This is a genomic window from Myroides odoratus, assembly GCF_965118575.1.
Lineage (GTDB): Bacteria > Bacteroidota > Bacteroidia > Flavobacteriales > Flavobacteriaceae > Flavobacterium > Flavobacterium odoratum_B.
On sequence record NZ_CBCPHW010000012.1, the window covers coordinates 91,270 to 111,609 of the forward strand.

Genomic DNA, 20,340 nt, shown 5'->3' on the forward strand with positions numbered 1-20,340 from the left:
CTATTATTTAAAAATCTACACGTATGCATACCCTTTTATTCACTTTGATGACCTTGGCTTTTTTTATGTTATACAATACCTCTTTAAAGGTAAAATACGAAAGTCAATCTCCTTTTACCTTTTGGATCCGAAACAATAGGAAAAAGACCCTTGCAATGGCTTACCCATTGCTTATAGTGAGTTTAATCGCTTTCCTATTTCTTGATGGCTTTGCAATTGGCGCTTTTACTTTCTTCATTGGTTTGATGTTTATCGCCAGTTTAATTATTGCGATGTACCCTCTTTTTTTACTGCATCAAAAACAAATCTATCTCTTCTTGGGGTTGTGTCTGTTTTTTGAACTTATCATTTTTTAAAAATAGTCTTTCATGCCTGCCAACAAAAAACATTTAGAAACCTCAATTGTACAACGAATACTCAAAATAACTGCTGGTTTTATTGGAGGTTTTATCCTCTCTACTTGCATTCATTTGTTTTTTATGTACTTTTTTTCACCAGAAACCGTATTTACAACCCTAGGGGTAACGCAATACCTACTCTGGGCTATTTTATTTGTACTTGCTTTTTTATTCGATCAAGGACTCAAAGTTTGGGCCATTTACCTCGGTTTAAGCTTCCTGTTTTATGTGCCTTATCTCTTTCAATTGATGAACCAATAATCTTTACTTATATTCTTAATGAACGTTAAAAACTACAACCGCTATTTTCACTTACATACGATAAGTGGAATTGTAATCACTGTAATTTTATATATCTTTTTCTTTGCGGGTTCTTTTGCTTTTTTTAAAAATGAAATCAATAGTTGGCAAACCAATACGCCTAAAAAGAAGTATGAAGCAACGAGCCTCCAATACAACCTTATTTTAGATTCCTTGGATCAAAACTATGGCTTATATGGCAGGGATTTATCTTTTCGATTTTCTGAAAAAACAAGAAAGGTGGGGGTGTCAATTTCTACTTCAAAAGATAGCTTAAATGCAAAGGCTCAAGAGAGAAATTTCGGTTCTTTGGACCCTGAAACTCAACAAATACAAGATTACAATCAAGGGTATGGCTTAGGAGAGTTTTTATACCGCTTGCATTTCTTTGCTCAAGTAAATAGCCTAGGCTCCATCTGGGGATGGCCTATAGGTTATGCAATAGCTGGATTTGTGTCTTTTTTCTTTTTGTTTGCTTTAATCACGGGATTATTACTGCATTGGAATAAAATTATTTCCAATTTTTATGTCTTCCGCCCTTGGGAAAAATTTAAAACCGTTTGGACCGATTTACATACCGCTCTAGGCGTGATTTCCTTTCCTTTTCAATTGGTTTTCGCACTGACAGGTTCCTATTTTTTACTCAATTATTATATTGTTTCTAATGGAGTAGCTTTATTGGGGTATAACAATGATACAGAACTATTAAATAAAGCGATATATCCTCCTGAAGAATCGGATAAAGAAGTAGAATTTAGCAATCTTCCCTTGGGATATAAAGTAGATGTCAAGGCGTATATCAATCAAACGGTAGCACGTTGGCCTGATTTTATCATCACCAATATTCAAGTAAGTGATTATGGCGATCAAAGTATGCGGGTTACAATTTCAGGAAAAGCGCCTAGTTCTATTAATTTTAATAGCCGAGGTTCCGTTGTTTATACGGTCGATTCAAAAGAGGTTGAAGAAATTTCCAATCCCTATGCTAATCCAGGCTACAATTACATTTTTTCCAATTTGATGTATGAATTGCACTTTGGCTCTTTTGGCGGATATGCCACCCGAATCGTTTATTTTTTGGTGGGTATCGCAGGTTGTGTGGTTATTATTTCAGGGGTATTAATTTGGTTAGTAGCCCGAGATAAAAAAGCTGTACCTGAACGCAAGCGCAAATTTAATTTTTGGTTAGCTAATGTTTATATGGCAATTTGTTTATCCATGTATCCCATCACGGCTTTGAGTTTTATTGCAGTTAAACTGAATCCCTATGGAGGAAGAAGCTTTATTTATTCGTTCTACTTCTGGAGTTGGCTCGCTGTATCGCTTGTGCTCATTTGGCGTAGAAGTATATACAAAACAAATAGAGATTGTTTGTTAGCGGGGAGTATCATCGGTCTCATGGTACCCGTAACGAATTATTTTGTAACAGGTAATTGGTTCTGGGTTGCTTGGAAAAATCAGTACTACGATATTCTAATCATCGATTTGTTTTGGCTTATTGTACCTTGTATAACCTTATGGGGGTATAAACTAGTTAAAGCAAAACAGGAAAAACAGGAAAAAAGTGAAGAGTGATGAGAAATGAGTGAACTGTGAATGTCCCTAAATAGGGTTGACCGTTTTTAAACATTAACTTCATTATTAAATATAGTAATAAAGGGTTTGCCAAAAATGATAGAAGTAAAAAAATCTGCTTGGTTTTAATCCAAGCAGATTTTTTTATATATTTAATGTTTAGCTGTTTAGGCGTGGAAAATACCTGTGTTCAAATGAGTTTTTCAACGCGTTTAAAACTAAACATGATGACTTTCTAAAAGACCTCCAAAATTGAGGGATTTAAAAATAGTAAACGACGAATTAGACGTTCACCTGGATGGCGATACATAGGAGTTAAGAAAAAAGCGAATACTCAAAATGAGTATTGCAAAAGATAAAAACCAGCTATGGAAAAGAAAAACAAAGCACACAGTACCAAAAACAGCGTAAGCTCTTTCTCCTTTTTCCTTCTCTCTCGCTCTTTCGCTGACCCTTTCTTTTCCCTTTTTCTTTTTCTCTCTATTTATTCCACCTACCATTGCATTCATTGACCTGATTATTTATCATAGGATAAATATTGTAGTTCAGGCAAACGGTACCTTTGACCTGTTATTTATAACCTAAAAAATTTAAATACAATGACGAATAAAAAAGAAGCATTAGCGCAGATTTTTCCAACTAAAACCAGAATTCGCCTTGTTGCGGTTTGGTTGATTGTGGTTTTATTTATGTTGTTTGGACAAAACATGTTAGGAGACTCAATGACTTCGACCATTGCCTTGGGAACTTTTTTGGTTTTGCTTTGTACAATTGTCGTCGCAGCATTTGGTGTAGTAAAAGAAGCGGATGAATTAGCCCATAAATTAGGCGAACCTTATGGAACGCTAATTTTGACCTTGTCCATTGTTTCTATTGAAGTAATTTTAATTGCTGCTGTCATGTTGGGACCTGGTGAAAATCCAACCATCGGAAAAGATTCGATTTTTTCAGTTATGATGATTATTATGAATCTGGTTATTGGTTTGTGTATTTTATTCGGAGGATTAAAGTTTGGTGAACAAGAATACAATACCCAAGGTACTTTATCTTATTTAGGGATGATTATTATGCTTGGTGGTATTGGATTGTTGTTGCCTAATTTTATACAAGGTGCAGGAGGAGGTGAATTTTCTTCTACCCAAGCGATTGTACTGACGGGGTTTGTTATCCTTTTATATGGGGCATTCTTACTCATGCAAATGAAGAGCTATAAACACTTGTATATTCAACCCAAAGCGGGAAGTATGGAAATTCTTTTTGGGCAGCGTCATGCGGTAAGTAAAAAAGAAGATGAAAAAGAAGATGAAAAAGAGAAGGCAACAGAACCTCTAAATAAAAAAGAAATTTGGATACGTTCCCTCATTTTATTAGGGATGATTTTACCAATTGTATTGCTTTCTCATACCATGGCTGTTGTAGTGGATTACGGAATTAAAGCAGCAGATTTACCTCCTTTATTAGGTGGTGTTTTAATTGCTATTATTGTATTTACGCCCGAGTCGATGACTGCGGTTAAAGCGGCTTTAAACAATGAATTTCAACGAGCGATAAACCTGTGTCATGGTGCCTTTGTATCTACAGTAGGTCTGACTATCCCAGCCGTATTACTGGTTGGATTGATCACCGGAAAAACGGTGTTATTTGGAATGACACCTACTGAAACGATTTTGTTTATCATCACCCTGCTTTTAAGTTTAATAACCTTTTTAGGCAAGCGAACCACGCCGATTATGGGAATGATGCATCTCGTGCTATTTGCCGTATTTATACTTTTAATTTTTAATCCTTAATATAAAAACGTAAAATGGAACACAAAAAAGGACCCGTTTCACAATTTCTAGCAAGCAATTTTTTGCATTTCAATGCAGCTTCAACCATCGATGCAGCCAAAGGCTATGAGACACACCTAGCAGCAGGAGGGAAGATGCTTATTTCGTTAGCTGGAGCAATGAGTACAGCCGAACTTGGTATTTCTTTAGCAGAAATGATTCGCCAAGGAAAAGTAGATATTATTAGTTGTACAGGGGCCAATTTAGAAGAAGATATCATGAATTTAGTGGCACATTCACAGTATAAAAGAATACCGAATTACCGGGATTTGACCCCACAAGATGAGTTAGATTTATTGCAAAATAAATACAATCGGGTAACGGATACGTGTATTCCCGAAGAGGAGGCTTTTCGCAAGATTCAACACCATATTGAAAAAATTTGGAAAGATGCACAGGCGCAAGGAGAACGTTATTTTCCACACGAATACATGTATAAACTAGTATTGAGTGGAGTATTGGAAGATGACTATGAAATTGATCCTAAAAATTCATGGATATTAGCTGCGGCAGAACGCAATTTACCTATTGTTGTTCCTGGATGGGAAGATTCAACTATGGGCAATATTTTTGCTTCTTATGTCATCAAAGGTGAACTCCAAGCCTCAACCGTAAAGAGCGGAATTGAATACATGGTTTGGCTAGCTGACTTTTATGAAAAAAATGCAGTTGAACAAGGCATAGGCTTTTTTCAAATCGGAGGAGGAATTGCTGGAGATTTCGCTATGTGCGTAGCCCCTATGTTGGTACAAGATTTAGAAAAAGAATCCGTTTTAAAATGGAGATACTATTATCAGATTACTGATTCTACCACATCTTACGGCTCGTATTCAGGCTGTATTCCCAATGAGAAAATAACTTGGGGTAAACTCGATGTCGATACACCTAGTTACGTCATTGAATCAGATGCAACTATCGTTGCACCACTAATATTTGCATGGATCTTAGATAAATAAATAGAACAGGAGCCAGTAGTTTTGATTGTGTTGTCAAACTGCTGGTTTTCTTTTTTAAAGACGTTCTATTTTTGAAATAAAATGATGCTTTATCAGGTAAAAAAGCCTACATTAGTTCAGTACGCTAAAAGTAAGGTAAAGCATGGCTTTAAAGATTTATCCTGAATATCCCCTTGATGAACTTGAACAATTAATCATCAATGGAAACAAAGTACCCTATGGGGAGTTTTTAATTTATGGAGACTTGGTTGAATCACTCAGTAAAAGCCAGCATGATTGGTATGTTTGGTATAGTTTGAGATTGCCTTTTCACGATAATACTAGGATTCAACGAGCGAAAGCAGATGCGGAACTCGATTTTATTATCGTCTCTCAATTTGGAATTATTGTTTTAGAAGTTAAAGGAGGCAATGTTTTTGTAGATCAAGGCCGTTTTTGCTTTAAAGATGGGGATCGTACCAAATGGTTGCCACAAAATCCATTTGAACAGGTAAAAGGGTATAAATATACTTTGATGAATAAGGTATTTCCCAATTTTAAACATGTACAATTTTGTGAAGCGGTTGCATTTCCCACTACTAAAATAGCCATTGAAAATACCATCTACGACAAGAATCTAATCTATAGTGATTACACTAGAAGAAATGACTACCAAAATATAGAGCATTTTCTTTTACATATTTATACGTATACCCAAAATAAGTTACAAAGCGTTCATCCCATTACTTTTAAGCCCTTAAAAACAAGTGATTTAAATTATATTGTCAATACGTTTAGCCCAAAAATACAAGATACCAACGTGTTTGCTTCGCGAAATTCTTTCTTATGGCTCAAAGAGCGAAATTTAGATTATTTGTATTCGCTTGCCGAAAATCCGCGGTTAATGATTGAAGGGTCTCCAGGTACAGGCAAGACAACCATGGCGATGGCTTATGCAGAAATGCAAGTAGAGCGACAGGGGATTTACCTTTGTTGGAATGCCTTGCTTTGCGTATATAATCAACAACGTTTTGAGGAGAAAGATGTGCGGATCGATTGCCTTACTTTTAAGCAGTTTATCGCGAAATACCATCCGAATGTTCAGGAAAAAGAGGTTTATTATTTAAAGCCCTTGGCTTGTGCTAAATTAGTAGAAGAAACGCTCGCACATTTGGCTGAAAAGAATCAACTGCCTGATTATGATTACATGATTATTGATGAAGCACAAGATTTATTTGATCGAAACTTAGCCTTGTTGATTGATAAGATTTGTGGGGATGAGAAAGGATTGACACAAGGCAATGTTATGTTATTGTATGATTTAGATCAGAGTTTCTCCCTTTTTGGAAGAGATGTAACTGAGTATGCCTACTTTTTGAAAGATTACTTCACGCATTTTAAACTGCATAAAATAAGGCGAAGCGCTCAAAAATCTCAAATTCGTCAAATCGCAGAACACATTCAAGAATCACCAGAAGAATGGGAAGAAATTACGATACATCAGGTGGAATATGATGAAATTGAATTGCGCTCTTTTGATGAGGTTGAAGCTTTGAGATTAGCGATAAAAGCCATTATTAACAGTATCAATGACCCTAGTTCTTCTTTAGAAGCACAAGATGTGATTGTATTGGTTCAGAGTAAAGTATGGCAACGCAGAAATAACGTAGCTGATTTGATTGTGGAATTAGAAATGGAAGAATTAACACCTGAAAATCTAACTTTAGAACCTACACAGTTGCAATATACGACCGCCTTAAAATACAAAGGATTAGAGCGTAAAAATGTGATTCTAATTGTCGATAAACCCGATCAATTTACCCCTTTTGAATGGTATGTGGGATGTACAAGAGCTATTGATAATTTAAGTATTTGGCAATTACATACCTACCAAGAGCATGAAGAATAATTTTATACGTAAATACGTGAAAACAATTATTTTTGTACGGATTTAAAAGCAATTTTATAGATGAGTGTAGCCGAACTATTAAAGAAGAGAAGAGAGCAATTAGAACTGGCCAATAAAGAAGAAGGCGTTGCCTTTTTAGCTGCTTTTGTTCAAAGAGAAGGGGTAATCCTATTGCCTTCGGGCATTGCTTATGAAATCATAACCCTTGGAAAGGGAGAAAAAGCAACCCTTTTGGATCAAATAGTTTGTCATTATTCGGGTACGAATAGCAAAGGTGAAACGTTTGATAGTTCGATTCAACGAGGAGTTCCTGCCGTTTTTACATTGAGCAAATTGATAAAGGCTTATCAAGAAGTAGTACCCTTATGTCCAATGGGCACAAAGTTTCGCATGGTTACCCCACCTGAATATGCCTATAAAGAAGAACATATCAGTAAAGAAATCGGTCCTTATAGTACCTTGATGTTTGACGTAGAACTCATCGCCTTGGCAAAATAAAAGAGCGGAATGCTATTTACTCCGTTTGTTTCTTTGCCTTTTGACGTAGCACATACAAGTAAAGACTTTCTGTTTTTTCTCTTGCCCAAGGTGTTTTTCTCAAAAATTTTAAGGAGGAGTTTATATTGGGATCATGGGTAAAACAACGAATGTTTATTTGCTTACTCAAACCTTCAAATCCTTGATAGTAATCTACTAATTCCTCTAAAATATCAGCTAGTTTTTTTCCGTGTAAAGGATCTTTTGAAGTTTCCATCTCGATGTTTTTTTTTCAAAGATACAGTTTATTATCCTTTTTAAATACAAGAAATACAAGGCTCCAAGTAAAGATCGTTCGTTAGGGAATCCCCAGATTTTGAGGATAGAACCCCTTTTTTAACAAGTAACTTTTAGATTTAGTTTCGTTTTGATAAAACGAGTAGGCGTAATAGAAACTCAAAAATTTCAAACAAGACCATAGATGAGCTTTTTAAGCAACTAATATTGAGCTTTTAAAGACAGTAGAACTCAAGTTTAACTGCTATTTTTACTTGCTAATAAAATGAGATTAATACAGTGAAAAACAAAAAGAAATACGCCAAAATAACGGGATACTTTTTCGTTGGTTTACTTGCAATGACAACTTTATATATGATGCATCCAAAATTTGGTAAACGCCCGTCAGGAGATCGTTTACAGCGAATAGAAGAGTCAAGAAATTACAGAAAAGGAAAATTTCAAAATCAGAATCATACGCCTCAATTGACTCAAAGCTTAACTACCGCTTTGTATGACTATGTATTTGGTAAATCCAAACAAATTAAGCCTAAACAGGCAATTCCTTCCCAAGCAGTGGATTGGCACCTCGTGCAAAAAAGTCAAGCACAATTGGTTTGGTTTGGCCATTCTTCCTATGTATTAAAATTGGAAAATAAGGTTATTTTAGTTGATCCCGTCTTTAGTGGTAGTGCTTCTCCAATACCAGGTGGAACCCAGTCTTTTGAAGGAACGGATATTGTTACCGTTGAAGAGCTACCCGCTATTGATTTCTTGTTTATTACCCATGATCATTACGATCATATGGATTATAAAACGCTAAAAGCATTACAACCCAAAGTAAAACAGGTGTTATGTGGATTAGGCGTAGGAGAGCATTTAGAATATTGGGGGTATAAGCCAGAACAAATTATAGAAGGCGATTGGTGGGATACGGTTGAACTAGATGATGGATTTAAGGTAACACTAACACCCGCTCGTCATTTTTCAGGGCGAAGTATTTTCTCCGCTAATACACTGTGGACCTCGTTTGTATTAGAGAGCCCCGCCAAAAAGATATACCTAGGCGGAGATAGTGGATATGATACGCATTTCAAAGAAATAGGAGCGAAGTACGGTCCTTTTGATTTAGCTATACTCGAAAATGGACAATATGACAAAAGCTGGAAATTCATTCACATGATGCCAGAGGAAGTCATCCAAGCTACTAAAGACTTACAAGCACGCGTTTTATTTCCTGTACATTCTGCTAAGTTTGTGTTGGCAAATCATGCCTGGGATGAGCCTTTGGAGCAAATTTCGAAATGGAGTGTACAAGAAAATATTCCTATTATAACGCCTAAGATTGGAGAAAGTGTTAACTTAGATCAGATGCAAACTCAACCTACCTATTGGTGGAAAAAATAGAGATACATGAAACAGTTCGTTGATTTTTTTGGCATTCAGCTCGCTTGCTATTCGAAGAGCACAAAATCTGGAGAGCAATTAATAAAAGAACAGGGGGTTTCTTTTATTATTTCAGGTGAATTAGAAGCTTTCGATGGAAAGACCAAGTACTTTTATCGAAAGGGTGATATCCTTATATGCCGAAAAAATACGCTGATTCGCTTCGTTAAGTACCCTCATAAGGACGAAGCTTTTCAGGCTATTTCCATTGTCTTGGATCAAGCAATTTTGCAAGACTTCACTTTAAATCACGGCTATAAATCCGAAAAAAAAAGCACCGCTAATTTGATACGTTTAGAACCCGATGATTTGATTAGTGATTATTTTACCGCCTTAAGAAATTGGTTCTCTTTTAAAACGATGGATCAGAATCTTATCGAACTCAAAAAAAAGGAAATCATTTACTTGCTGTTGCACCACAATGAGAACTTAAAACATATCCTATTTAATTTTACGCAACCTGGAAAAGTAGATTTAGAAAGTTATATGAATACCCATTTTCGCTTTAATATTCCTTTGGTAGAATTTGCTTTTTTAACGGGGCGAAGTTTAGCTACTTTTAAACGCGATTTTGAAAAAATATTTCATTCTTCACCTAATAAATGGTTAGTAAATAGACGGCTGGAAGAGGCGTATTATTTGTTAGAAAATAAAGGAATGAAAGTTAAAGAGGTATATGTTGAGGTTGGGTTTGAAACACTCTCTCACTTTTCTCATGCTTTCAAGCAAAAATTTGGACGCAATCCTTCTGCTATAGGGTAGACTTGTTTTTATCTTTGGTAGTAGGCAAAAAACCAATAGAAGATACGAAAAAAAAACAAGTATAAAGCTGTTAAGTATCATCCTTTATCTTCATTTAAAGTGGGAACTTTATACTAGTTAAAAAAAAGACTATGAAACAAAGAGTACCTATTTCCCAAATCATGACGAAAGTATTAATTGCTGTTCCTACAACAAAAAAGATAAGTGAGGTTAATCAACTATTTGTGGATTATAAGATTCGACATATCCCTGTTGTAGAAGGAGAACAATTAGCAGGAATTATATCGAGTAATGATATCTTAAGTATAGGATATAGTACAGCCGATATGAATGAAGAAGCAATTAATGCAATCTATGATGCTTATAAGTTAGAAGATATTATGACGGTCAATCCTGTTGTGGTTCAAGATGACGTAACAATTAAAGAAGTAGCTGAATTACTAGTTGAACAACAATTTCACTCCTTGCCGGTGGTAGATAAAAACAAGGTATTAGTTGGAATTGTAACAACAACTGACCTAATTAATTATTTAATTGCTCAGTATTAATACAATACCTGAGATTTGCTTTTTAGCCTTCTATTCTTAGAATAGAAGGCTTTTTTGTTTTGACAAAATCGTACCTTTGTAATCAAACAAGATAAATAAAAATGAATTCTTTTGTTGCCTTAGATTTTGAAACCGCCAATGAACACAGAAGTAGTGTTTGTAGTATTGGATTGGTCTTTGTAGAGAATCGCAAAATTGTCGATAAGTATTACGAACTCATTAAACCAACGCCTAATTTTTATAGCTATTGGAATACTAAAGTTCACGGTTTAACGCAAAGAGATACCGCAAATTCTGTTGAATTCCCTGAAATATGGGCGTATTTGCGCACGCGTATTAAAGATTTGCCATTGGTAGCCCATAATAGTGCGTTTGATCAAAGTTGTTTAAAAGCAGTATTAGCAAATTATAACTTGCCTATTCACCAGAATTCTTTCTACTGTACTTTCCGGAAAGCCAAAAGTGAATTTCCAAATTTACCGAACCACAAACTCAATACAGTAGCTGAATATTTAGGATTTAAACTAAATAATCACCATCATGCCTTGGCAGATGCTGAAGCATGTGCTCATATTGCTCTACGCGTTTTTTAAAATTAACCGTTGAGCATGAGAAACTTAATAGGGGAGAAAAGAATGAATTGTTTAATTATTGGCGATATTCACGGGTGTTATTATACCTTTAGTAGGCTATTGAAAAGTTGGAACAAGGAGCAAGAGATATTGATTCTTGTTGGAGATTTGATTGATCGGGGTAATTACAGCGCTAAAGTTGTAAAAAAATGTATGGAATTGATGCATACCTATGAAAATATCGTCATTCTGAAAGGAAATCACGAAGCAGAATTGATCCAATATATTCAAGATGGAACCAATGACAATTGGACCAGTCAAGGCGGGGATTTAACCCTGCTAGATTTTGAAGACGCAGGAATTCATTACTCAGATATGCTCGCTTGGTTAATGGAATTACCTCTATACTATGAAACACCTCACTTTATGGTTACTCATGCAGGCATCACAACAACAGAAAACCCGTTTTTGGAAGCAGCTGAAGATAGTGTAGTATGGAATCGAAAAGCATTGCGCAATATAGGTAAATTACAGATTCACGGACATACTCCTTTACTTTCTAATCAAGCCCATTATAACCCACTGTCCAATTCATGGAATATAGACACAGGTGCTTACTATGGTTTTGGCTTAACGGCAATTAGAATTGAAAATTCAGCAACAATACACACCTTTATTCATATTCCAACAGATCAGAGAGATTGCGTGAAAATTAATAAGCAATAAACAAGATAATCTGCGTGCCTTTGTTTGGGTTAGATACAATCTTTAAGTCTGTATTAATAAGTTGAGCCCTTTCTTTCATATTATTGATACCAATACCTCGGGTTGTCGATTTTTGAATTCCAACCCCATTGTCTTTCACACGGACAACAAGGCAATTTTCACCCTTCGTAATTTTAAGATTGCATTGACTCGCTTTCGCATGCTTGTTTACATTCTGAAATGCTTCTTGAATAATTTGATAAATATTAACTTTCTGTAGGGTACTTAATTGCTCTAAGTAAAGGTTTTTTTCAAAAGTAATGGAAAAGCTAGTCTTGTTTCGGTTAGATTGTTTATTGACTAATTCAGTGAGTAAATTTTCAAATGATTTATTTCTAAAAGCACTTTGTAATGCAAATGAATGCGAAATATCTCTCACTTTATTTTCTAGTTGACTTAATTCATCAACGAGCATATCTTTTAGTTTTTCATTGGAAATTTCTAATAACTGTGCGTTGAAACGAAGCGTAAAAATGCTATTTATTATGCCATCGTGTAAATCTTTGGCAATTCGATTGCGCTCTTTTACAATGGTTATGTTTTCGATCGTATTATTTTCAATCAATAGATTTAGAATCTGTTCATTTTTAGATTTGTTAGTATTGGTATGTACTAGATCTTTATTTTTATTGCGCAAGCGAATCCAAATAATAAAAAATAGCAAACTGCCAATCACGATAAAAGCCCCCATGTAAAACAAATATAACCTTTGTTTTAAGGCCTTATTTTCTTGCTCTAAAAGAAAAGAGTTATACTCTATTTTAGCAAAAGCTCCTCTTGTTTCTGCCTTTGTATTTTCTAATAAATTGGAAAGTTCAATTAATTCCGTAATGTATTCCGAAGATTGTTGTTCTTTATGATATAGGAGAATTTGCTCGATAATATCTCTTTTTTGTTTTAGAAGATTGTTTTTATCTGCTAAATCATACGCCTTTTTCAACCATGCTAAAGATTTTTCCGATTGATTTAAATCTAAGTATACCCCAGAAATAACAAGACAAGATTCGACGAGATAATACGGGTGGTTTAATCGAGTATAAATAGTATAACATTCAATTAATGAGTCAATAATATCTTTGTTTTTTCCTTGGTGGTAAAGAGCGAGATAATACGTGGTACTCAAATGGGCATATAATTGATTGGTGTCAACGTTTTTATTGTAGTAACTCAACCCTTCTAAGGCATACTTCTCTGCTTGTTCATATTGATTTAAATCCAGGTAGAAAAGAGCAATATTTCCTAATAAATTAGCTATTGCAGGCTTGTATTTTTCAATCGGAAGAACTTTGTATTGCCCTTCATCTTTTTTTAACTCTTTGTAAGTCTCAAATAAGGTTTGTAGAGCATCTTCGTATTGAGAATAATCTGTGGAGTAAAAGGTTTTTAATTGGTTCGCCTCAATGTAAATGGGGCTATCGGGCGTATTTTTAAGTAGTTTTAAGGCCTGGTACAATTTGTTTTCAGATTCCTTACTGAATCCCGCTTCATATAATAAGCGCGATTGGTAAAAAATATTTTCGGCGAGGGCTAAGCTATCTCCATTTTTTCCATAGAGAACTTCTGATTTTAAGTAATAGGCATAAGCGCTATCTAATTTTTGTTCATCGTGATAAAAGACAGCAATATCTTCGTAAAGATTGGCTAAACGATTGTCATTACGTTGTTTTTTTGCTGCAGTTTCTGCTAGGCGAACTAAAGCAAAAAAAGATTTTTCATTGTTACTCCAACGCAATTGTTTGATGAGACTATCTAGATGGGCTTGTTGTGGAAGTACAGTAGGTGATTGTAATAGAGCGGATACGGCAGCTTCGTGTTTTTTAGAAATACTATCCTTTTGTGCAGGGGTGCGTTTCAACGCATAAAGATTATCTAAATCGGTTTGATGTGTATTTTGCTTTTGATGGCAACTCGTTACGAGAAATAGTGCTAGAAAAAGAAGACAAAAATAGTTAGGAGGAGGAAACCTTTTGATAAACATGAAATGGGAGTGTTATGTTGTTGTTGTTGTTGTTGTTAAGAAGTATTTGCTAGTTTTTAGGCAGTTGTATCGTTACTAAAGTATATTGGCCCAGTTCTGATTCGATAGTCAATTCTCCTTTGTGAATTTTGATAATTTTGAAAGCCAAGGACAAACCTAGTCCTGTTCCTTGAATAGGAAGCGCATTGGCAGAACGATAAAAAGGCAAGGTTAATTTTTCAAGATCATCCTTTTTGATTCCAATCCCATTATCTTTAATTTGAATGATAATTGCGGTACTTGTCGTATCTAGGATTAAATCTATCTTTTGGTTAAACGAAAACTTATCAGCATTTAAAATAACGTTAGATATAGCAAGTCCTAAGAGTTGCTGGTTGCCTTTAATATGCAATTTATGCAGTTCTTCTGTCGTTTTTAGAATGAGATTTAGTTTTAAATCCTTGTTGTGAAGGATAATATTATCAATTGTATTCCACCAAAAAGTTTCAAAATCAATAGGTGATAAATCATAATTAATCTGATCTAATTTTGTGAGTGTTAATAGATTATTGATAATTTGATCGGTATAAATAGTATCTTGAATAATACGCTGTAAAGCTTGTTGATACGCTTCGGGATCTCTTTCTTGGTTTAGTGTAATTTCTGCCGTACCTAGTATGGCGGCAATGGGTGTTTTTAGTTCATGAGAGGCATGGGCTACAAATGCTTTTTGATTTTCAAAAGACTCGTGTAGTCGTTCGAATAAAGTATTGATTGCTTCACTTAAGATGCGGATTTCATCCTTGGACATTTCCGTTGTTGAAATAGGCTCAGCCAAGGTATCTACATGTCTAGATTGAACGTGATGGATGATTTTTTTTATAGGTTTCAAAAAGGTTTCTGCAAATAAGCGCGAGAGAATAAAGGTAATTAGCAAAGCAATAAGTAAGCTGATTAACATAATTGACCGCAATTGTTGTAAAGCATCTAGTCCCGTTTGATCAATAGCCTTAGCCATCACAATATAATCCCCAGAGTTATCTTTATACAAAACCCCAAATACATATTCATCCCCTTGTTTAAACCAAACTTTGTTATCATCAACCACGGCTTGTAAGATATTTTTATCCCATTTCAATTCATTTTCTTGAATGAAAATAGGATTAAAATCAAGCGTATAGATTCGGATTTGTTCTTTGGGCAGTGTTCGTGGAAATTTTCGCAAAACTTCTTGAAATTCAGCATACGTAAAATTGTCTTCAGCTAAATAGTTATGACCAACAATATAGGCACGATCTTCTAATTGTTTAAAGAAGTTTTTTTGCCAATGATTAGCAACAACAAAATAAATTGCAATCAATACAATAGAAAGTAAGCTAGTAAATAAACCTAAAAACTGAAGAGATAATCGAGTGCGAATTTTCATTAAATAGTCTTTTGAGCGTACATTATCCTTAGGTTAATATTAATAGATATATTTTGTTATTTGCTACAGTTTATGCTTTAATATTTTATTGGCTTTTCTGTATCTCCTAAAGATATTCCTTTTTTAAGTATAAAAACAAGGAATTATGTTGCACTTTTTCTTGCCCTTTATGTTAAAATTTCAATCTTGACAAAGGTACTATTATTTTGGGAAATGTGATTTTAAAATCGGGCATTTAAAAATAAAAAAACCAGAAAGGAAATAGTCTTTCTGGTTTTTGTACTTGCTGTTAGGCCGTTTATTTTTTTATGCGAACCTCTAGAGCTTCATATTCATCTTGATCTGCAGTAAAGATTTTGAACTTTACTTCATATTCTTCAGGTACGTAAATTACAATTGGCATTCTTCCATTGTATCTTGTAGTTTCTGGACTAGCTGATACGAATAAATGTCTTTTTGGTGCATCAGGACACCCCATTAAAGTAGATACGACATCTCCTTTTGTTTGGAATACATAGTAATCATAGCCCCAACCTTGTAAATCCTTTTTTTCTAATGTCCCTTGTAATCCGTAGTTATTACATCCATCAACTTCCATGAATTTACCTACGCGAAATTCAATTTTTTTGTTGTTGTCTTGTGCGGAATGTGGTACTTCAATTACCATCTGTTTGTACCCTTTTTCAGGTTTTGGAAAAATAGAAACATCTACTTTTTGTGCCATACTCACCGTTGTCAAACTTAAAAAAACAATTAAAAATCCGATTACTTTTTTCATACTATTTTTTTTATTAAGAATTAATAGAACAAAAATAAGGATTAATTAGCTTTTATTCAGGATTTTTGCAAAACATTAGGCTTCGAAGATTTAGATCAAGAGCCGGGTTTATATTTTTGAAGGAGTAAATAAAACAGTAAAACAATGGTTGTTTGATTGATACGAATATTGAATGTGCCACTGATGCAATTGACTTATTTCGCGAACAATAGATAGTCCTAAACCTGTGCCATTTTTTTCTTCTGTTGCTCGATTAAAGCGCAGAAAAATACGAGTTGAATCTAAGGGAAAATCGCCTGTATTACACAGCGTAAAACTTGTAGCATTGAGGGTAAGGTTTATGTTTCCTCCTACATTGCAATATTTAATAGCATTGGATAATAAATTACTAAAAAGAGATTCAAGTAGGGTATAACTGCCTTTAACCTGTATGGTAGAATCAATTTTACGAATAAACTGAATCTTTTTTTCAGTAGCTAAGTCTTCAAAGAAATTGAGTTGAGCAGTTAAAATTTCAGAGAGATTGATGCATTCAAAATGCTGAAATTGATTGCTTTCCAATTTTGCCAGAAGCAAAAGATTCTTATTCAATCGATTAAAACGAGAAGAAACATTGTATAGCGATTGAACGAGCTGCATTTGATTTTGGGTTAAATCCGTATCCTGTAGAAGTAAATCCAATTGAGATTTAAAAATAGCTAAAGGGGTTTGCAATTCATGAGAGGCATTGTCAATAAACACTCTTTGTTGTTTGTAAACGGTGAGGTTATTCTCGATTAAATGTGCTAGGTTTCTATTTAATCGATTGAATTCTAGTGTATTGTTTGGTTTGAATTCTGGAATGTTCTCTTTTTCAAGATTGTAGTTTTCAATTTGATTAAGGGTTGTATAAAAGGGAGACCATAGTTTTTTAGCTAAAAATTTTTGAATCAATACAATTGACAAAAAGAAAATGAGAATGAATAACCCATATTCATAGAGTAGCGTATTTAGAAGATCTCCAGGTTCAACCATGGCAATTCTAGAACGTAAAAGAAAGGATTGTCCTTCAATAACAATCGGGGTATACAACGTTCGATAACCCACGGCATAGCCTTCTGCAGGGTTAAAAAAAGAAATTAATTGCGGTTTATCAACGGTAATCGTCGCATCAAAAGGCAAAATCATTAGATCGTAATTATAAAAATTCCACGTATCAATTTCTTGAATAGTGAGTTCATTGAGGCGATTGTTTGTAAAGTCGTGGGTGCGATACTCAATCAGTTCATCTAAATCTTCAGCATAACAGAATTCCATGACCCAATAGAATAGGGGGGAGCAGCCTAATAACAAAAGGCTGGTGTATAAAATAAAATAGCGTTGATAGGTGTTTAATAAACTTTTCATTCTTCAATCCATTGATAGCCAGTTCCGTAAATAGTTTTTATTGTAGAAGTGCAACCATGATCGTTGAGTTTGGCTTTTACATTTTTGATGTGAGCATAGACAAAATTTTGATTGTCTAACATATCTGCCATGTCTCCCGAAAGATGTTCTGCAATTGCATTTTTAGAAACCACTCGTTTTTTATTGCCAATTAGAAATAAAAGTAAAGCAAATTCCGACTTAGTCAACAAAAGAGGCTCATTATTTATTGATACTTGTTTACTGAGTAAATTGATCGTTATATTTCCTGAAGTTAATTCATTGGTAGCTGTTGCTAAACGCCTTCTTAACTGTGCGTAAATTCGGATGCTCAATTCTGGCAAGGCAAAAGGTTTCGCTAAATAATCATCCGCTCCAAGTTCAAGCCCGCGTATTTTATCTTCTAAAGCATTTCGAGCAGAAATAATCAGGATTGAACTATCTAGGTTTAGTTTTTTAATTTTTTCGAGTAATAAAAGACCATCGCCACCAGGTAATCCCAAATCCAATAGAATACAATCATACGAATATAATTTTAATTTCTCAATCGCCTGATGAAAGGTAAAGGCTTGCTCACATAGATAATTAGCCTCCAAAAATTGAACCATATTGTTTGATAGTTCGCGCTCATCTTCAATAATTAATACTTTCATAAGGAATGGATTTTAGACAAAGATAAAATACAATTTTATAGAAATTTTGAATTTTAGTTTGGAATACTTTTTGGTTGTTAAAAAAATAAAAACTTTTATAAAATTCAAAATTTCTACAAAATGAATGGTTCTTTTTGCTATTAAATTCTAGTATTAGAATCAAATGTAGGTAGAATAGATTAAAAAACAAGCCCATTATGAATATAGTAAAACGTTTAGTTAATACCCCAATCACTTCTTGCTTGAACTTGCTATTGCGAACTTTTAAACGCGTAATTAGTCTTGCCCTTGTTTTGGGGTTTTTATTGCGAATTGTCTTGGCATTTCACGTTCATGAGGATTTGAATATGCTGTATCTTTTTAAATTGTGTTTATTGGGATTAGTCAATGATTTCTGTTTTGCGTTTCTTCTTTGTTTTTTTATAGGGTTAGAATTAATCTCCATTTCGCATACAAAGTATAAAAAACCATGGGGGTACATCATTTTTGGGATTTATGTAGCTCTACTTTTTTATGTGTTGTTTTTTAATACCATATTTCACGAATATGGCAATGTTGTTCCTACCATCGCTCAGTCTTTTTTCTTGTTTAAAACACTGAGTTTCGGTCTACGCTTATTTATTCCTAAAATTCGATCCGCCTGGAGCTATGTCGTTTATACGAGCCTTATTTTTATATATGCTATTGTTTTAGTTCAATTTGTTGCTATAGGAGAATATTTGTTTTGGGATGAATTTGGTGTTCGTTACAATTTTATAGCCGTTGACTATTTGATTTATACCAATGAAGTGGTTGGAAATATAGCCGAATCCTATCCCATAAAAACAATTCTTGTAGGGGTTTTGATTGCCGCAAGTTTACTGACCTATTATGTTGTAAAAGGAACGAAAAAAGCGTTTGAACAACCGATGGAAGGTAAGCAGAAAATTGGTGTGGTTTTAGGATATTTTATAGTGGTTGTAGGTTGTTTGTGGATCTTGGAATATACAACAAAGTTCCAAACCACAGAGAATGTATATTACAATGAATTACAGGCGAATGGTGGTTATAAGTTTTATCAAGCGTTTAAAAGTAGTCATTTGGATTACAATCATTTTTACGAAAAAATGGAAGAACAACAAGCTCAGGCTCTAGTTAATTCAATCTATGGTAGTAAGGGAATAGGAAATGAACAGCATATTGTGGATACTTTGCCAGCCGTAAAGAAAAATATTGTTTTGATTACCGTTGAAAGTTTAAGTGCTTCTTTTATGTCTCGCTATGGAAATACAGAACAAATTACTCCGAATTTAGATCAATTAGCCAAGGAAAGTTTGGTTTTTGACAATTTGTTCGCAGTAGGGAACCGCACAGTACGTGGATTGGAAGCGGTTACGCTATCTAGACCGCCAAGTGCAGGAGAAAGTTTGGTTAAACAAGAGAATAATACAGATTTATTTTCTGTAGGGAAGCTGTTGAAAAATAAGGGATATCAGGTGCAATATTTATACGGAGGGGATAGTTATTTTGATAATATGAAAACGTTCTTCAGTGGAAATAACTATGAGGTATTGGATAAAAATTCCCTCGTAGCAAAAGACATTACTTTTAGCAATATATGGGGCGTATGTGATGAAGATATGTTTACAAAAGCGCTGCAAATTTTTGATGCCAATACTCAAAAGGGCACTCCTTTTTTTAGTCATATTATGACGGTGAGTAACCACAGACCTTATACCTATCCCGAAGGTAAAATCGATATTTCAGGTCAGGCTCAATCTAGAGATGGAGGCGTAAAATATACGGATTATGCAATAGGTAAATTTATAGAACAAGCCAAAATGAAACCATGGTTTAAAGATACGGTGTTTGTTATTATAGCCGATCATTGCGCCTCAAGTGCTGGAAAAGCCAGTTTACCTTTAGAGCGCTATCATATTCCTGCGATGATTTATGCTCCGGGATTTATTGAACCTAAACAGGAAAAACGCCTAGTTTCACAAATTGATGTGATGCCAACTTTACTAGGTTTACTCCATTTTTCTTACGATTCTAAATTTTTTGGACAAAATATTTACAATAAAGAGTATAAAGAACGAGCCTTTATCGCTACGTATCAAAATTTAGGTTATTTAGAAAAAGATATTTTAACCGTCTTATCCCCTAATAGAAAAGTGGAGCAATTTAAAGTTGAGAAAAAAGGGGATGGTACTTATCTAATGGATAAAAGCTTGCAATTAGATACAGTTTTGGTTCAAAAAGCAGTAGCAAATTATCAAATATCGAGTATTCAAAAAAAGTAAAAAAATGTAAATAGGCTATCGATGATTCATCGATAGCCTATTATATGG

The 20,340-nt window shown here is 34.3% G+C and carries 19 protein-coding genes; 13 read left to right on the top strand and 6 right to left on the bottom strand.

Annotation, left to right across the window (positions count from 1 at the left end):
- The first annotated feature begins 23 nt into the window (after positions 1-23).
- From ACMHJ2_RS11385 to ACMHJ2_RS11415, 7 genes are all read left to right on the top strand, one after another.
- Positions 24-356, top strand: a complete 333-nt coding sequence (locus ACMHJ2_RS11385; RefSeq protein ID WP_413512980.1) for a hypothetical protein — start codon at positions 24-26, stop codon at positions 354-356.
- Between the two features lie 12 nt (positions 357-368).
- Positions 369-659, top strand: a complete 291-nt coding sequence (locus ACMHJ2_RS11390) for a hypothetical protein (RefSeq protein WP_413512981.1) — start codon at positions 369-371, stop codon at positions 657-659.
- Positions 660-677: 18 nt separating this feature from the next.
- Complete coding sequence (locus ACMHJ2_RS11395) at positions 678-2,273, top strand: PepSY-associated TM helix domain-containing protein (RefSeq protein WP_413512982.1); 1,596 nt, start codon at positions 678-680, stop codon at positions 2,271-2,273.
- Positions 2,274-2,872: 599 nt separating this feature from the next.
- Positions 2,873-4,063 (top strand): calcium:proton antiporter, encoded by a 1,191-nt coding sequence (locus ACMHJ2_RS11400; protein ID WP_413512983.1) that lies wholly within the window; start codon positions 2,873-2,875, stop codon positions 4,061-4,063.
- 14 nt (positions 4,064-4,077) lie between these two features.
- On the top strand, positions 4,078-5,058 hold the full coding sequence (locus ACMHJ2_RS11405; protein ID WP_413512984.1) for a deoxyhypusine synthase family protein: 981 nt from the start codon (positions 4,078-4,080) through the stop codon (positions 5,056-5,058).
- A 142-nt stretch (positions 5,059-5,200) separates the two neighbouring features.
- Positions 5,201-6,946 (top strand): NERD domain-containing protein, encoded by a 1,746-nt coding sequence (locus tag ACMHJ2_RS11410; protein WP_413512985.1) that lies wholly within the window; start codon positions 5,201-5,203, stop codon positions 6,944-6,946.
- Positions 6,947-7,006: 60 nt separating this feature from the next.
- A complete protein-coding gene (locus tag ACMHJ2_RS11415) occupies positions 7,007-7,444 on the top strand; it encodes an FKBP-type peptidyl-prolyl cis-trans isomerase (protein WP_413512986.1) in 438 nt (145 codons plus the stop codon).
- A 16-nt stretch (positions 7,445-7,460) separates the two neighbouring features.
- Here ACMHJ2_RS11415 and ACMHJ2_RS11420 read toward each other — a convergent pair whose 3' ends face one another.
- On the bottom strand, positions 7,461-7,700 hold the full coding sequence (locus tag ACMHJ2_RS11420) for a VF530 family DNA-binding protein (protein WP_413512987.1): 240 nt from the start codon (positions 7,698-7,700) through the stop codon (positions 7,461-7,463).
- 299 nt (positions 7,701-7,999) lie between these two features.
- On the opposite strand from ACMHJ2_RS11420, the gene ACMHJ2_RS11425 reads away from it, so the two are divergent.
- From ACMHJ2_RS11425 to ACMHJ2_RS11445, 5 genes are all read left to right on the top strand, one after another.
- Complete coding sequence (locus tag ACMHJ2_RS11425; RefSeq protein ID WP_413512988.1) at positions 8,000-9,106, top strand: MBL fold metallo-hydrolase; 1,107 nt, start codon at positions 8,000-8,002, stop codon at positions 9,104-9,106.
- A gap of 6 nt (positions 9,107-9,112) precedes the next feature.
- The gene (locus tag ACMHJ2_RS11430) at positions 9,113-9,907 is read left to right on the top strand and encodes a helix-turn-helix domain-containing protein (RefSeq protein WP_413512989.1); all 795 of its coding nucleotides are present in this window, start codon (positions 9,113-9,115) and stop codon (positions 9,905-9,907) included.
- Between the two features lie 131 nt (positions 9,908-10,038).
- Positions 10,039-10,455: a CBS domain-containing protein gene (locus ACMHJ2_RS11435; protein WP_413512990.1), complete on the top strand. Its 417-nt coding sequence runs from the start codon at positions 10,039-10,041 to the stop codon at positions 10,453-10,455.
- Between the two features lie 101 nt (positions 10,456-10,556).
- Positions 10,557-11,048: a 3'-5' exonuclease gene (locus ACMHJ2_RS11440; RefSeq protein ID WP_413512991.1), complete on the top strand. Its 492-nt coding sequence runs from the start codon at positions 10,557-10,559 to the stop codon at positions 11,046-11,048.
- Positions 11,049-11,063: 15 nt separating this feature from the next.
- Complete coding sequence (locus ACMHJ2_RS11445; protein WP_413512992.1) at positions 11,064-11,753, top strand: metallophosphoesterase family protein; 690 nt, start codon at positions 11,064-11,066, stop codon at positions 11,751-11,753.
- On the opposite strand, the gene ACMHJ2_RS11450 is transcribed toward ACMHJ2_RS11445, so the two are convergent.
- From ACMHJ2_RS11450 to ACMHJ2_RS11470, 5 genes are all read right to left on the bottom strand, one after another.
- The gene (locus ACMHJ2_RS11450; RefSeq protein ID WP_413512993.1) at positions 11,740-13,770 is read right to left on the bottom strand and encodes an ATP-binding protein; all 2,031 of its coding nucleotides are present in this window, start codon (positions 13,768-13,770) and stop codon (positions 11,740-11,742) included. The two genes, ACMHJ2_RS11445 and ACMHJ2_RS11450, sit on opposite strands and share 14 nt — an antisense overlap.
- A gap of 49 nt (positions 13,771-13,819) precedes the next feature.
- A complete protein-coding gene (locus tag ACMHJ2_RS11455; RefSeq protein WP_413512994.1) occupies positions 13,820-15,175 on the bottom strand; it encodes a sensor histidine kinase in 1,356 nt (451 codons plus the stop codon).
- A gap of 298 nt (positions 15,176-15,473) precedes the next feature.
- A complete protein-coding gene (locus tag ACMHJ2_RS11460) occupies positions 15,474-15,953 on the bottom strand; it encodes an ecotin (protein WP_413512995.1) in 480 nt (159 codons plus the stop codon).
- A 108-nt stretch (positions 15,954-16,061) separates the two neighbouring features.
- Complete coding sequence (locus tag ACMHJ2_RS11465) at positions 16,062-17,339, bottom strand: sensor histidine kinase (protein WP_413512996.1); 1,278 nt, start codon at positions 17,337-17,339, stop codon at positions 16,062-16,064.
- The gene (locus ACMHJ2_RS11470) at positions 17,336-18,010 is read right to left on the bottom strand and encodes a response regulator transcription factor (protein ID WP_413512997.1); all 675 of its coding nucleotides are present in this window, start codon (positions 18,008-18,010) and stop codon (positions 17,336-17,338) included. The genes ACMHJ2_RS11465 and ACMHJ2_RS11470 overlap by 4 nt, the downstream gene beginning before the upstream one ends.
- A gap of 197 nt (positions 18,011-18,207) precedes the next feature.
- Between ACMHJ2_RS11470 and ACMHJ2_RS11475 the strand changes: the two genes are divergently transcribed.
- Positions 18,208-20,292: an LTA synthase family protein gene (locus ACMHJ2_RS11475; protein ID WP_413512998.1), complete on the top strand. Its 2,085-nt coding sequence runs from the start codon at positions 18,208-18,210 to the stop codon at positions 20,290-20,292.
- Positions 20,293-20,340: the final 48 nt, after the last annotated feature.